The sequence below is a fragment of the Nonomuraea sp. NPDC049269 genome (assembly GCF_043197155.1).
Taxonomy (GTDB): Bacteria; Actinomycetota; Actinomycetes; order Streptosporangiales; family Streptosporangiaceae; genus Nonomuraea.
Map to the genome: position 1 here is coordinate 547,012 of NZ_JBICSO010000004.1, position 14,292 is coordinate 561,303.

At 67.2% G+C, this 14,292-nt stretch carries 15 protein-coding genes; 1 reads left to right on the forward strand and 14 read right to left on the reverse strand.

Annotated elements, in window-relative coordinates:
- Positions 1 to 73: 73 nt before the first annotated feature.
- Complete coding sequence (locus tag ACGFNP_RS25180; RefSeq protein ID WP_393322644.1) at positions 74 to 748, forward strand: DUF4190 domain-containing protein; 675 nt, start codon at positions 74 to 76, stop codon at positions 746 to 748.
- Here ACGFNP_RS25180 and ACGFNP_RS25185 read toward each other — a convergent pair.
- The 14 genes from ACGFNP_RS25185 to ACGFNP_RS25250 all read right to left on the reverse strand — a co-directional run bounded on the left by ACGFNP_RS25185 (position 745) and on the right by ACGFNP_RS25250 (position 14,276).
- Positions 745 to 924: a hypothetical protein gene (locus ACGFNP_RS25185; protein WP_393322647.1), complete on the reverse strand. Its 180-nt coding sequence runs from the start codon at positions 922 to 924 to the stop codon at positions 745 to 747. The two genes, ACGFNP_RS25180 and ACGFNP_RS25185, sit on opposite strands and share 4 nt — an antisense overlap.
- Positions 914 to 1,435: a hypothetical protein gene (locus tag ACGFNP_RS25190; RefSeq protein ID WP_393322650.1), complete on the reverse strand. Its 522-nt coding sequence runs from the start codon at positions 1,433 to 1,435 to the stop codon at positions 914 to 916. The genes ACGFNP_RS25185 and ACGFNP_RS25190 overlap by 11 nt, the downstream gene beginning before the upstream one ends.
- On the reverse strand, positions 1,432 to 4,248 hold the full coding sequence (locus tag ACGFNP_RS25195; protein ID WP_393322653.1) for a hypothetical protein: 2,817 nt from the start codon (positions 4,246 to 4,248) through the stop codon (positions 1,432 to 1,434). Before ACGFNP_RS25195 ends, ACGFNP_RS25190 begins: the two co-directional genes overlap by 4 nt.
- Positions 4,245 to 5,423 carry a hypothetical protein gene (locus tag ACGFNP_RS25200; RefSeq protein WP_393322656.1) on the reverse strand — a complete coding sequence of 393 codons (1,179 nt, stop codon included), beginning with the start codon at positions 5,421 to 5,423 and terminating at the stop codon, positions 4,245 to 4,247. The genes ACGFNP_RS25195 and ACGFNP_RS25200 overlap by 4 nt, the downstream gene beginning before the upstream one ends.
- Positions 5,411 to 9,943, reverse strand: coding sequence for a hypothetical protein (locus tag ACGFNP_RS25205; protein WP_393322659.1), 4,533 nt, complete (start codon positions 9,941 to 9,943; stop codon positions 5,411 to 5,413). Before ACGFNP_RS25205 ends, ACGFNP_RS25200 begins: the two co-directional genes overlap by 13 nt.
- A 24-nt stretch (positions 9,944 to 9,967) precedes the next feature.
- Positions 9,968 to 10,396, reverse strand: a complete 429-nt coding sequence (locus ACGFNP_RS25210) for a hypothetical protein (RefSeq protein WP_393322662.1) — start codon at positions 10,394 to 10,396, stop codon at positions 9,968 to 9,970.
- Positions 10,360 to 10,683: a hypothetical protein gene (locus ACGFNP_RS25215; RefSeq protein WP_393322665.1), complete on the reverse strand. Its 324-nt coding sequence runs from the start codon at positions 10,681 to 10,683 to the stop codon at positions 10,360 to 10,362. Before ACGFNP_RS25215 ends, ACGFNP_RS25210 begins: the two co-directional genes overlap by 37 nt.
- Positions 10,680 to 10,931: a hypothetical protein gene (locus tag ACGFNP_RS25220; protein WP_393322668.1), complete on the reverse strand. Its 252-nt coding sequence runs from the start codon at positions 10,929 to 10,931 to the stop codon at positions 10,680 to 10,682. Before ACGFNP_RS25220 ends, ACGFNP_RS25215 begins: the two co-directional genes overlap by 4 nt.
- Positions 10,932 to 11,033: 102 nt before the next feature.
- Complete coding sequence (locus tag ACGFNP_RS25225; RefSeq protein ID WP_393322671.1) at positions 11,034 to 11,690, reverse strand: hypothetical protein; 657 nt, start codon at positions 11,688 to 11,690, stop codon at positions 11,034 to 11,036.
- Entirely contained in the window at positions 11,654 to 12,025 is a 372-nt protein-coding gene (locus ACGFNP_RS25230) for a hypothetical protein (RefSeq protein ID WP_393322674.1), read from the reverse strand. Before ACGFNP_RS25230 ends, ACGFNP_RS25225 begins: the two co-directional genes overlap by 37 nt.
- On the reverse strand, positions 12,025 to 12,303 hold the full coding sequence (locus tag ACGFNP_RS25235) for a hypothetical protein (protein ID WP_393322677.1): 279 nt from the start codon (positions 12,301 to 12,303) through the stop codon (positions 12,025 to 12,027). The genes ACGFNP_RS25230 and ACGFNP_RS25235 overlap by 1 nt, the downstream gene beginning before the upstream one ends.
- Positions 12,303 to 12,641: a hypothetical protein gene (locus ACGFNP_RS25240; RefSeq protein ID WP_393322680.1), complete on the reverse strand. Its 339-nt coding sequence runs from the start codon at positions 12,639 to 12,641 to the stop codon at positions 12,303 to 12,305. Before ACGFNP_RS25240 ends, ACGFNP_RS25235 begins: the two co-directional genes overlap by 1 nt.
- A complete protein-coding gene (locus tag ACGFNP_RS25245; protein WP_393322683.1) occupies positions 12,638 to 13,267 on the reverse strand; it encodes a hypothetical protein in 630 nt (209 codons plus the stop codon). Before ACGFNP_RS25245 ends, ACGFNP_RS25240 begins: the two co-directional genes overlap by 4 nt.
- A 10-nt stretch (positions 13,268 to 13,277) precedes the next feature.
- Positions 13,278 to 14,276 carry a glycosyltransferase family 4 protein gene (locus ACGFNP_RS25250; protein WP_393322686.1) on the reverse strand — a complete coding sequence of 333 codons (999 nt, stop codon included), beginning with the start codon at positions 14,274 to 14,276 and terminating at the stop codon, positions 13,278 to 13,280.
- Positions 14,277 to 14,292 lie beyond the last annotated feature (16 nt).

The following is a 14,292-nucleotide window of genomic DNA, read 5'->3' on the forward strand; positions in this document are numbered from 1 at the left end:
GCGGACATTCCGTGTAGTGAACGAGGGGGCGGCCAGTAGGCGTCTCACGAGTCCCAGATCTGGAGTCGCCGTCATGGGTTACCCGCAGCAGCCTGGCCAGTTCCCGTACGCGCCGCCGGCTCCCGAACGCCGCACGAACGGCTTAGCTGTTGCCGCTCTGGTGCTCGGCCTTACCGGCTTCCTGACGTGCGGGTTCACGTCGATCCTGGCCGTCGTGTTCGGGCACGTGTCGCTCGGCCAGATCCGGAGGGACGGCACGGACGGGCGCGGCATAGCTCTGGCGGGGACGATCCTCGGTTGGTTCCTGACCGGCACGTGGCTGCTGTTCTGGGTGCTCAGCTTCACCGGCGCGATCTCGTCGGTCCTGTACACGGCGGCGTCGCCCTCACAGCCTGCGGTGGTGCGGACGCGTCTCGGCGTGTCACCGCAGCCCGGCGAGGCGACCGGCGCGCAGCAGCAGGGCGGGCACAAGGTGACGCTCGAAGCGATCGGCACGGACGGCGCCACCTCGGCGATGAACATCACCTGGAGCCAGGACTTCACCATCAAGCAGGAGTCGGGTGTGGCGCTTCCGTACAGCAAGGAACTGGCCTTCGACGGCGACCAGCCGCGCCTCTACCTGTGGGTGCAGAACGCGGGCGACAAGGGCGTCATCGAGTGCCGGATCAAGGTGGACGGCAAGGTCATCCGCGAGTCGAAGGCGACCGGCGCGTACGCCGTGTGCCAGGTGACGGCCGACAAGCCTTAAGCGTCAGGTGCACCGCGCACCCGCTCGACCTCGGCACGCGCCTCGTCTCGCTCGGCCGCGAGTTGATTGATAAGCACCTGCGCCTTGGCCAGTTCGGTGTGTGCCGAGTTCCGCTGGCCCTCGACCACCGCAAGCACCGCGTCAGCAGGCAGTGAGATGGGCTGATCAGACGACACGACGTCTCCCTTCTACTACGTCTTTCACGTCGCGGATCCGGGATGCGCTCAACGCCGTGTCCATGTGGCTTCGCAGATGCTGCATCACATCCGCCGACAGGTTCGCTTTGAGGCCAAGCCGCGCCCTACCGGCCCTCGCCTCGTCGGCTGGCGCGGCCACGGGCAGGACGGCGCGGTGCTCTGTCAGCCGATCCTTAGCCACCTGCTTAGCGCGCGCCCGGCCAACCTTCATCGGGTGCTTGAGGAACTCATCATCGGCGTCCTGCTCGGCCAGGATCGTGTTCAGGTACGCCTGGTGGACGACGTGGTCGAACAGGTCTTGCCTATCCCGCTCGTCGCTGATGTCGTAGCCGTAGACGGCGGCGTACACGTTGAAGCTGTCCTTCGGGAACGAATACGAGTACACCCCGTCCGGGGCGTGCTTCGTCGGCACCGAATAGGTGATCAGCAGTCGCTCCCCGTCCCCCGCCCCAAGGTCTTCAAGGACGTCGAGGATCTTCCAGTCGCTCACGGGTTCCACAGCCTTACCGACCAGTAGGTGATCCTGTCCGAGCCCGAGAATCCGGGACCGCCGTTGAGCCAGGTGAAATAGTTGTCGCCCCAACCGTTCACGCTGAACGGCACCGCGTTCCCTGCGCGAGGCGTCGCAACCGGGTACATCTGATAGGCGTGGATCAGCGGATATGTGATCGTGCCGCTAGTGCCCGACACGAGGGGCGAACCCGCCGTGAAGGAAGCGTCGTCGTACTGATCGCTCCTCATGTAACCACGCAGGATAACGCCGCTTTGGGCGTCGTTGCCGGAGACCAAAGCGATGGCCGCCGTCTTCCCCGTGCCGCCGTCGTTTTCGAGCATGCAAAACCCAGACCCGAGATACAGCGCGCCACGGCGTCCATTCCCTCCGGCAACCGACATGCCGATATCGAGTTCGGACTGGTCCACCGACAGGGGTGAGGTTACGTAGGCGTACTTGGTGCCGGTCTGTGGGTAGAAGCGAATCTCGGGGTTGCCCGCCCCACTCGGGTTGAACACAGCCCGACGACCGGTGTCAGCGGAACGGATTTCGCCGATAATGGTCGCAGTACCGCTCGATGTGATGTTGACGGTCTGGACGCCGCTGCCGTTGAATGCCTGGAAGCCTGTGCCATCCAACTGGATGCGCGCGCCAGATGCGGCGCTGCGCAACTCGAAGGTTCCGTCCACATCCAGCGACACGGTGCGGGTGCCGCCGCTGTTGTAGAGCTCCAGTCCGGTGACGGTGGAGATGTCGATGCGCGCCCCGGTCGTAGCGGACCGGAGAAAGAACACCCCGGTCGGCGCCAAGCTGACCAGCAGCGTGTTCGCCGAGTTGAACATCTGCAGCCCGGACGTGTTTAGCTCGACCCTCTGGCCGCTGCTTGCGGTCCTGATGCTGGCTCCGATCAGCCAGTTCGCCGAGATGGTGCCCGCCGTGACCTTGGAGACGGTCAAGTCGGTGATGTGCGCGTCATCGATCAGCAGCGCGGTCACCGAGGCGGCGGCCGACGCCGACGACCGGTTCCCGGCCTGATCGACCGCGATCACCTTCACCTGGCGCAAGGACGTATTCGACTCGGGAACCGTGCCGACAGCGGCGATGTTCGCCTGCATCATCCCGGCGTTCGCAGCCACCTTGCCGCGAAGCGTCGTGCTGTCGGGCGTGAACCCCGACGTTGCGCCGACATGCACTTCAAGGTGGTCGAGGTCGAGTTCGAGGTTGAACGTGCCGCCACTCGCCTTGCCCAACTGGTGGGTGATCTGGATGGCGATCAGCGACGCGGCCACGGTGGGCGCGGCGGGCGTGCTCGGTGGAATCGTGTCCGGGTTCGCTGTCGCCGTCTCCGTCGCAGACCAGGCGCCCTGGTTCCCGGCCAAATCCACGGCTCGGATCTGGAAGTCGTAGTCCACGCCGGGCGACAGGTCCAGGATGTTGGCCTGGAATGTCCCCCACGGCGCGAACTCGATCTGCCAGTCAGTCGCAGGGCTGATCCCGTACCGGATCTCGTAGTGCGAGCCGTCCAAGACGGTGGAGCCGTCGACGTTCAGCGGCAACAGCCACGACACCAGGATCCGAGCTTTGGTGAACCCCAGCGCGTCCAGGTAGACGCCCGTAGTGAATGGGAGATCCCAGGTGACGGTGCCCGGCACCGTCGTGTCGGGGATCGGTCTCGGCCCGACAGGCTCAGTCCCCGCGTTCGTCAAGGACCGGGACAGCTCCCCCACACCGATCGACGTCGACCCCTCCTCAGGGTCGAAGAAGTCGGTCAGGTTGATCCACGAACCGTCCTGGTGCCGGTAGGCGACCGTCATCTGATCCGTGACCGGCCATGACGTCTCGACTACCCGCAACTTGATCGGGTTGATCCGCTGGCCCCTGAACGTGATCTCCTGGCTCGTGTCGAACAGACCCGCGTCCGGGTCGTACACCCACACGTAGTCGCCAGTCTTGAACGACCCGTCGAACTCGAAGTTCTGCGCCGACAGTTTCAGCGCGTTCCGAGTCCCCGTGAAGCGGTTGAGCTGCAACTGGGCGCGAGTGTCCGCGTTTCCCGTCGAGGTGGCCGACTCGCTGACCAGCCGCACCCTCTTGATCGGGTTCCCCCTGATGTCCAGGTAAGGGTTGGAGATGATGTTCGCGCTGCCCGTGGCAGTTGACTCGCCCTCGCCCTCCGCCAGCAGCACCACACGCGTCGTGAAGTCCTCCACGTCCCGCGACAAGGTCATGTCGCCGGTCAGGCCGGTCAGCATCAAATCCTTGCCCGCGTCCTTACGGACCACCACACACGTCGGAGAGGTGACAAACAGGTTCGCGATCGGGCCGGCGTCGAGGGTGGCGTTACCGTTCACCCTCCACTCGCAGTTCATGGTCTGGCAGACGTAGTCGATCGCCTTGCCGCGGGACTGCCACACGTGCTGGCCGGAGTACGCACCCGCCGCCGAGTACAAGGTGCCTGCGACCACTGCAGTGCTGGAGCCGAGCAGGATGCTGATGGCGCTCGGGAACGTCTGCCCGGTGATGTTCACCGGCGACTCGAACACCTCGCCCTTGTCGTCGGAGTCGCCCAGCCAGAGCGCCATGCCCTGGCCGCCGATGCGCTTGACGTCGTCGAACTCCCGCTTCGTGACCACACCCACGTACCGGGCCATGGCCAGCAGGGCATCGTTGTACTCCGCCGGGTTCACCCTGCCGGGGACGATCGCGACGTGGCCGAAGTAGGCCAGCCGGTCAAGGATCTCGCGTGGGGTCCGCTCGTCCAGGGTGATGCCCCACGACCCGAGCCCCATCAGCTGTTCGTTGACGGTCACCGCTTCACCGCCATCGTGGTCTCCGGCATGCAGGCGATGTACTGATCCCTGAGGTTGGTGGCTTGATCCCCCGAGACGGCCGATCCGCCCGCTGCGACCACGCCGATGTAGAAGTCCAGCCATGTGGTGGACGTCTTGGTCAGACCGCCCGACGCGTGTGGATCGAAGTTCCGCGCGCTGCCTGCGATGGCGCGGTTGCCGTCGGCGTCGTTGGTCGTCTTCACCACGTACGAGGTGCTGTCGGTCATGCTCTCGGCGGTCGCCAGGTAGACGCTGAGCGTCCCCGAGTCACCTCGCTGGAGGTAGCCCTCAACCGTGCGCGATCCTCGCCTGAGCGTGAGGTCCAGCACCGCCCGGCCGACCGTAGAGCGATGCTCCGTTAGTCGCAGCACGCACATCTCCGGGTCGTTCCGGAGGATTGTGGCCGCCTCGAACCGGGCGATCTGCGTCCCGCCGATGTCGGCCCACCACGCCTTCGTACGCCACGCCCCGCCCGTGAACGCTGAGATCTCCAGCGTGCCGCCGGACAGCAGCGGACGAACCCTGACCAGGGCGTTGTTCATCTCCCAGTCGTCGGCGTCCACCGCCTGCCCGACACCGACGCGTTCGTAGCCGACCGACAGGATCCGCACCCGCCCGTTCAGGTAGTCGCCGACGGCGCAACCCCACCTCGGGGAGGTGTTGGCGGGGACTCCCCGGTAGACGGTCATCGCCCCGTCAGAGCCGGTCCGCGTCATCGTGGACGGGATTGTCGAACCGGTGTAGTAGGCGTAATGGCCAATCGGCGGAGCGTGCCAGCGCTCCCCCGACAGCGAGAAGTCGTTCGCCCGCACCGCGCCCGTGAGCCTGCTCTCCAGATCCACGTCGGTGTCGCTGCCGTACCGGGCGAGGCTCATCTTCCACTCGGCGGTCACCACGCCCTCAGCGGCCCGGTCCATGATGTCGCCGGACGCCGACGTCACCGTGTAGTAGCCGCTTCTCTCGGGCTTGTCCTCCCACACGACCGGCACCAGCAGACGTTGCGACCCGAGCGCGCTCTCATACCGGTACACCACCTCGGCTCGGGTCAGCGGCGGCATCACCTCACGGCCGGCCACCTGCAGGACGCCGGCGCCTGTCTCGGAGACGCTCCACGTCTCGCGGACCGTGTACCGGCCGATGCTCAGTTCGCCCACGCCGCCTCCTTCTCCAGGCCGCGGAGCCCTTCACGTACCTGCTCCAGGAACTGACGGACGGCCTGGTCGGGCTTGCGCAGGTCGAGGATGAGCCCGTCCACGGGCAGCACCAGGTCGCCGGCCACCGTGATACCGCCCGCGTTCGGCGACGCGACGGACACGTCCGTGGTGGCGGCGATGGTCGCGGTGCCCGCCAGCCCTTGAACGGCGGACTCCACCAAGCCGGAAGCCTTCTCGATGCCGATCGCCATACCGGCGGGCAGTTCTCGGCCCATCTCCATGAAGACCTTCGATGGGCTGGCGATGCCGAGCGCGTCTTTGACCCACTGCGGCATGATCGCGGAAAAGAAGCCCCAGATGGCGTTCTTGAACCAGTCGAACATCGCCACCATGCCGTTCCACAACCCGATGATCAGGTCATGGCCGACGCCTTGGAGCAGGCCGCCCAGGTTGCCGAGGACGCCGACGATCTGGCCGGGCAGGTTGCGGAACCAGTTGAGGACGTCGTTGATGCCGTTGCTGACGGCGTTCCGGATGTTGTTCCAGGCGTTGGACAGGGTGGTGCCGACGTTGCCCCAGAACTCGTTCCATCGCTGGCTGATCTGGTTGGCAACGTTGGAGATCGTCTCCCGGACTTGGTTGATGTGCTGGGAGACGGCTTCGCGGATGTTGTTCCAGATCTCGCTGACCTTGGCCAGCACGGTGCCGAGCCAGCCGCCGATCAGGCCGGGCAATTCGCCGAACCACTGGATGATGCCGCGCACCCAGTCGACGCCCTTTTGGAACCAGTCGCGGATGCCCTGGATCAGGTCGGGGATGATGCTGTGTCCGACGAGCAGGTCATACAGCCACTGGAAGACGTCCACGATGGCCTGGACGGCGACCTTGATGATGTCGGCCACCCATTGGATCGCGACGGCCAGCTTGTCGACGAGCCACGAGATGACGGTCGCGATGATGTCGATCAGCGGGGTGAGGACCGAGACGATGAGGTTGAGCAGGACTTCGATCAGCGGCATGACCGCCGTCACGAGCTGCGCGAACAGGCCGATGATGGTGGTCAACAGCGGCGCTATCGCGTCGATCAGCGGCAGCAGCGGTGTGAGGACGGCCATCACGAGTTGCAGCAGCACGTCGATCAGCGGGCTGACCGCCTGCAGTAGCTGCCCGAACACGTTGGCTACCAGCCCGAGGATCGGCGCCACGGCTTGAATCAGCGTGACCAGGACCGGCAGGACCGCCTGGATGAGCGGCATGAGCGCCTGGACTACCTGAAGCACGATCCCGATCAAGGGTGTGAGGATCTTGAGCGCCAGGTCGATGAGGATCGCCGCTACAGGCATGAGCGCGGCCAGCAGCTGCCCGACCACGCCGGCGAGGGCGACCACGACCGGCGCGAGCGTTTGGATCAGCGTCACGAAGATGGGCAGGAACTGGACGACGAGCGGGACGATCGCCTGCAGTAGTTGAGCAACCAGCCCGATCAAAGGCGTCAACGACGGCAGCAAGCCGACGACCGCCTGCACGATGGACAGCAGTGCGGGCGCGACCGCCTGCAGCGCCGTCACGAGGGCCGTGCCGATCTGCGACGCCAGTTCGACGATCACCGGCAGGACCGGTGTCAGTGCCGTGACCAGGGTCGTGATGGCCTGCACGAGGATGCCGCCCAGTTGGGCTGCGATCTGCGTCGCAAGCTCAATCAACGGCACGAACACCGGCACGAGCTGGGCGATCGACTTCGCCAGCGCCACCACGAATGGTGCGACCGCCTGAACCGCTTTCAGCAGGACCTGCCCGATCGTCACCGCCAACTCGCCGAGCGGACCCAGCAGCGGTGTGACCGCCTGCAGCAGGCTGGAGATGACCGACAGCAGCGTCTGCCCGATCACTCCGGCGATCTGCACCACGATCGGCAGCAGAGGCGCGAGCGCCTGCAACAACGTTCCGAACGCCGTCACCAGTTGGCCCACGATCGGCGCCAACATCTGGATCAGTTGCACCATGATGGGCAGCGCGGCGGTGACCAGTTGACCCAGGATCGGCGCCAGCCCGGCGATCGCCTGAGCGAACTGGGAGACGTACGGGACGATCGACTGGACCGCCGCCAGCAGCTGCTGGCCGATGAGCTGGTAGGCCTGTCCGAGCACCTGGATGAGTGGCGTGACAGCCTGCACGATGATGCTGATCGCCTGAACGAACGCGCCGCCGAGCGTCGCCGCGATCTGCGCGACGATCGGAATCAGCGGCGTGATCGCTGGCAGAAGCGCCCCTACCAGCGTCTGCACCAGCTGGGCGAGGACCGGCAGCAGAGGCGCGATCGCGTTCACCAGTGTGGTGAACCCCTGGATCAGGGCCCCGCCGAGCACGGTGACGACCTGCTGGAACGTCCCGATCAGCGGAGTCAAGGCAGGCAACAGCGCCGACAGGATTGCAGACGCGAGCTGGAGGACCTGCCCGAGCAGCGGCGTGACCGCGGCGACGAACTGGCCGACCGCGGCCACGATCGGCGTGACGAGCGGCGCCAGCGTGGAGATCGCGCCCGCCAGGGTGGTGCCGAGTGTGGCGGCCAGGTTCGCGACGATGGGCACGAGCGGCAGCAACGCGGCGCCGATCTGCCCGACCGCACCGAGCAGGGCTCCGCTCAGGGCAGCGGCAACCTGCGAAAGGGCAGGCAACAACGGGGTGATTGCGGCTAGCAGCCCGGACAGCAGCATGGCGGCGAGCTGACCCACCTGGGCGATCAGCGGCGACATGACGACAGCCACCTGGCCGACCGCGGAAACGAGCGGGCCCAGCATCGGCGTCAGGGCGGACACCGCGGACAGGAAGGTGCCACCGACCGTCGCCGCCAGCTCCCCGACGACGGGCAGCAGAGGGGCGACGGCGGTCACGACACCGCCGAGCACCTGACCGAACTGGGCGACGACCGGGCCGACCGCGCCGAAGGCGGCAGAGATGCCCTGCGCGATCGGAACCAGCGCCGGCCCGAGCGCGGCGATAGCCCCGCCGACGCCCTGGACGACGGCCTGGATGCCGGGCAGCAGTGCTGCGGCGGCCTGACCGATCTGGGCGAACACCGGCGCGACCGTCTGGAACAGGCCGGAAATCGTCTGCCCGAGCGGCAGCAGGGCAGGAGCGAGCGCCTGCACGGCGCCGCCGAGCCCGTTGATGACGGTGACGATGCTGGGCGCGATCGCGGCCAGGGCAGGCACGATCGCCTGGATCGCCGTGGTGAGGATCGGCCCGAACGCGGTCGCCAGGTCGGCGACGAACGGCGCCAGCGCACCTATCCCGGTCGCGATCGCGGTGATGACCGGCACCAGCGCCTTGCCGGCTTGGGCCAGCGACTGGAAGATGGCCACCAGCGCCTGCTGGCCGCTGGCGGAGTTCACCCATGCGTTCGCCGCGTCCAGCAGCTGGCCCAGCACGCCGAGCGCGCCCGTGCCAGCGGATGCCATGGCGCCGAAGACGCCGGAGACAATCCCGCCGAGATCTTGGAGGATGGCGCCGAGCTGCTTGAAGACGACGAGCGCGCCGTCCATCCACGCCAGCGCCTTGCCGGAGGCGGCGGCGCTGGAAAGGAACTCGCCGAAACGCGCGACGGCGTCAGCGATGCCGGGCGTGAGACCGGACAGCCACTGCGCGCCGACGACGCCGAGATCCCGGAACCCGTCCAGCAGCGGCCGTAGCGCGGGCAGCATCGCCGCGATCGACGTGCGCAACGACTCGAAGACGGACTGGACGGCTGCGATCGTCTCCGCGGAGCGGACGAAGTCGACGATCTGCAGGGCGGCGTTGCCGAACTGCGTGGCCACGCCGACCATGCCCGCCGTGACCGCGTTGATGGCGGGCAGCAGCGACCACATCTGCCCGACCAGCGGGCCGAAGACGGCGTTCTGGACGGCTTCCTTGACGCCCTGGAAGGCCGGCGCCATCTGGAAAAGCTCGTAGGCGACCTCGCCCGCGGCGGCGGACAGGCCCTTGGTGCCCTCCATGAACTTGTCGAAGTCGCCCGAGATTGCCGCGGCGAAGCCCTCAGCAACACCCGAAAGCGCAAGCTTGAGCGTGCCGAGAGCGCCCGCCGCCAGCAGGCCCGCACCGGGGAGCGCCGCCAACGCCCCAGCAGCAGGAGCGAGAGCCGCCACGAGCCCTGCCACCTGTACGGCCGCCGTACCGGCGCCAGCGGCGAGGAGCGAGAACGCCCCCGCCCCGGCACCGATTTTCGCGATGCCCGCCGTGACCTGGCCAAGGCTCGGCAGCAGCGCCGCCGTCATAGTGACGCCGAACCTGCCGACCGCCGCCGTGGCGCCGTTCAGGCTGGGGATCAGCGATCGGGTGAAGTTCTTGCCGAACCGGTCTCCGGCCGGTCCGCCTTCCTTGGAGATGGCGTCGCCGAGGGACTTGCCTGCCTTCTGTCCCGAGTCTCGGATCGGGGTGTCGAGTTCCTTCTCCAGCGCCCTGCGGAAACCACGGGCGCTGGGCAGGATCGTGACGTACGCGGAGCCGACCTCGGCCGCCATGCCTCACCCCCGAGCGTGGTTGAGTCAGGCGGATTGCGGTCGGAACCGGTCCAGATAGGCGATGACCTGATCGGGGTCGCGGTCGGTGCGTCCGTGCCGCGTCTCCGAACCCCTGGGCGCGCCAGGCCTCGGCAGGGGCTTGGGTTTGGCGCCCTTGCCGCCGCCGCGCTGCCAGTTGCCTTGCCGCAGCACGTCGATGGTCATCGCCAGGAGCTGCTCATTCAGGCCCCACGGAGCGTCCTCGCCGAGCAACTTCCGGGCCAGCGCCGACTCTCGCGGCAGGTGGGACAGGAAGCTGCGGAGTTTGCGCCACGTCAGCGTGCCGGTGAACAGCTCTCCGAGTTCGCGATGGTGATAGTGGGACAGATCCCACTCGATCGCCTCCCCGTGCTCTGCTAGGAGCGCGTGGAGGCCTGCTATTCCCCCGGCTTCAGGCCGGAGTGCTCCGTCCACGCGGCGAACAAGGCGTTGAGGGAGCGCAGCTTCATCGGCGCACGGTTGAACTCTTCGTAGTCGTCGCCCAGGCCCGACCGAAACGCCTCGATCATGGCTGCCACGTCGCCCTGGTCGGCGGCGTTGAGCAGGCTCCGGTCGATGTCGTGCAGGTGCGGGAGGCTGTAGGTACGTCCGCCGAAGATGAACTCGAACCGTTCGCCTGCCGCCTCGGCTTCGACGGCATCCAGGTCGAACGCCGTGGTCGGCTTCGTCGCCTTGACAGCGCGGGGGGTTCTCGTGGTCATGCGCGGGTCTCCTCAGGCTCTTCAGGGGCGATGAGGACTCGACGCGCGAACAGCGTCAGCGTGACGAGCACGACATCGTCGCCCTGGATTGCGATTTCGTGGACTTTTACCGGGTGATCCTTCGGCGCCAACACCGGCTGTCCGTTGATGCGGATCTCGTTGGGGATGATGACGTCCCCGCCGGGCGGTGATGATTTGCTGTGCCGCTTCTCGACGATCTCGATGACGGCACCGCGAGGTGCTTCCATAGCGCGGGTCCTTCGTGATGGCGCGCGGGTGCATGGGTGATACCGGGGTGGGCGCGGACCCGCGCGATTCGCGCCCACCCCGGGGCTCTAGAAAGACGGGGGCTAGCTGTAGCCCCAGTAGGCGTCGTCGCTGAACTTGGTCAGCACGACGTCGTTGACCGGGTAGCAGGTGATCGTCACGTTGTACGAGATGGTCTCGTCGTTGACGTAGGTGATCTCGCCGCGTTCGGTAACCTCGCCGTCCGGCACGTAGATACGCAGATGCGTGGAGCCATCCAGGACATCGAGGATGAACTTCTTGCGGACGACGTTTGGCAGCTTCACGTCGATCTTGTAGCCACCGCTGACGGCCTCCATTGTGGAGCCCTTGTGGTACAGCTCCAGGGTGCTGGCCTTCGACTCGATCATCGTGAAGGACAGCGACGCCTTCGATGAAGAGATCAGCGTGCGGACGATCGCGCCGCCCTGCCACGCCTGAATGTCCTGGACATCCTCGTCATAAGCCTCAGTGACACCGTCTTCGGAGATGTAGCCGAGGTCGTTGTACCCGGCCGGGACGGTCGAGACGGCCGACGTGGGAGCGGTGGAGGAGGTCGGGCCAGCGTAAACCGCGCCTGTGACGGCAACGCGCACCTTCTGTGCGTCAAGCGTCATGATCAACCCTTCGGTGAGCAGCAGAAACACCGGCGCGGATGGCCGGATCAGGGGATGGATGCGCGGGTCTAGCTGGTGCGCAGGCTGAGCTGCACGGTCATCCACATGCGTGGTGTGCCGGTTTCGCGGTCGTCAGCCCGGGTCGGGCCGAGGAACTCCTCCACGCCGTAGCAGGCGGGCCCGAGCAGGGTCGTGCCAGCGAGGGCGTGGATGGCGGATCGGGCTGTCGTCAGCAAGTCGCGGGTGGCTCCGTCGTCGTGCGCCCACGCGAACACGTCCAGGCGGGGCTTGTCGCGGACAACGTCGTCAACGCCGCCGCTGCGCCGGACCTGCAGCCAGGCCGCGGGGCGCTCGCGGGGCACGCGGATGCTGACGGGCACGCCGACGATCGGCTGCAGGTAGCCGATGAGCAGGTCTTCGGCGTCCGGATAGGAGATCATTAGAGCCTCGCGGCGTCGATCGCCGTGCCGAGCGTGCGGTACTCCTGCTCCTGGCCGAGAGCGCCAGGGTGGTCGGCGACGATGACGCACCGCGCTCTCGTCGAGCCCCTGGATGCTACGGCGTAGTAGTCGACGTCGCCCTCGTGCGGCGGATGGCCGATCGCCTCGGCGGTGGCGGCGACCTGCTTGCCGCGGCGCAGCAGGTCTCGCTCCACTTCCTTGGAGCGGAGCATCTCCCGCATGCCGGAGCGGTTGAGAATCACGCGGACGTTCGCCATCAGCCCTCCACTCTGCGCAGCTTGGCTTCCAGGTGGTGAAGCCCGGCCGGGGTGTAGACGGGCCAGGCGGGGCCGTCGAGTTCGTAGACGCTGTCGGCCCATTCGATGCGGTCGAGCGGGTCGAGGTCGGTGTGGTTGGTGATGAGCTTCCAGCCGCCGATGATCAGGTCACGCCCGTTCGGGGTGTCCTCGGAGGCTGAGTCTTGGTCGATCCACGCCGCGATGGACGTGCGGGAGGCTGCGGCCCCGTAGTCGTAGACGGGGCTGCCGTACCGGTCCGTGGTCTGCGCCGGCCGCACCTTGGTGACGGTGAGCGGCAGCAATCTGGGCGGGATCATCGGAGCCGTACCTGCGTTGTGGCCGCTTTGGGCCGGTACCCCGCGTCGTCCAGGAACGCCTTGTCGGCGGCGGTCAGGGCCACGGTGACGCCCATGCCCGGCTCGGCGGTCCGGTATGAGTAGGAGCCGATCGTTTCCGACGTCACCCCGGACACTGCGGACGGTGCGGCCATGGTGCGGCCCACCATGGCGCACACCAGCGCCACGATGCCGGCGGGAACCGCGGTGTAGCCGTGCGTGTAGGTGACCCGGTACGTGGCGGGCAGCCAGGACCGGTCTTGCACTGCTTCGGGGAGATTGACCATGACGCTGTCCCAGCCAGACACGTCGACCACGTCCAGGCCGTCCCAGCCCCATCCGACCACGGTGATGTCGGGGATGCCGTTGATGCCTACCAGGACGACGGACGTGACCGCGGTGACGGGCCGTTTCGGCAGTCGCACCACGCCGGCGGACTCGCGCAGCAGGATTGTGTCCGACGTGGGAGGGCTGAAGCTCTGCCGCGTGTAGGACTGGATCAGGGCGGACGCATCGTTGAGCAGGACCGCTACCCGCCCGGCTTCGTCTCCTGTGAAGGTCCGCCCGAGACGGGTTTCCACGTCGGAGACGCACGCCAGAGCGGTCACGGTTGCCTCCTCACGCAATCACGCGGGCGGTCGCCTCGACAGCTTCCACCCACGTCTGAAGGTCAGGGGTTGGGTCGAGCTCGGCGGCGCGGACCTTGGCCCGCTTGGAGGCGGCCTTCCACACAGGGAGCTTGCGGAGCCGGCGGATTTCCGTCACCCACGCGTCCGGGTTGTCCCGGTCCGCGAACAGCCCAGCGTTGCCGAGCGACTCCTGCAGGCCGGGCGTGGGGTGTGCGATGACCGGGATGCCGGACACCATGGCTTCGACCGCGACGCGCCCCCACGATTCGTACTCGGACGGGACCAGCAGGATCTTGGTTCGGGCGTACACCGTGTCCCGCATCTGGTCGCCGGGGACGCACGCCTGAACGTCGACGTTGGGCAGGTCCTCGATGATCTGCTGACCGTAGGCGCCCTTGACGGCGAGGAATCGGACGTCCGGCATGCGCCGGGCGACCTCCCAGAACAGGTCGGAGCCCTTCTTGGCGCACATGTTGATCAGCGTGACGCGGTCACCAGGGGTTGTTTCGTAGTGCGAGGGGATCACCGGCGGGCGCACCACGACACCGTTCGGTGGCGGCCCCAACCGGGTGTCGTCCCACCAGGACAGACAGCTTTCCCGCACCCAGTCGGAGTTGTAGACGACCAGCGCCGGGCCTCGCTGCAGCCAGGAGCGTTCGTTGTCGTGGTCGTTGTGGAGCACGTGCACGACCGGGATGTTGTACATCTCGCCGAGCACCGTCGCCCGCGGCGTGTTCATCAGATGGGTGACGATCACGTGCGGCGGATGGTCGGACAGCAGCCACTCGAACGGGTCGCCCTTGCCGCGCCTGGGGTGCACTCGCACCCCGTCCAGCGTGTACGGCTCACCGATCGCGGACTCTTCGATGAGCAGCACGTCCACCTCGTGGCCCGCATGGACGAGCGCGGCGAGCAGCGTGTGCACCGCCCACTCGGCGCCGGCGTTCCCGGTCGGCGGATACAGGTGAAGCATGGCCAGGACACGCACGAGGGCCTCCAAGATG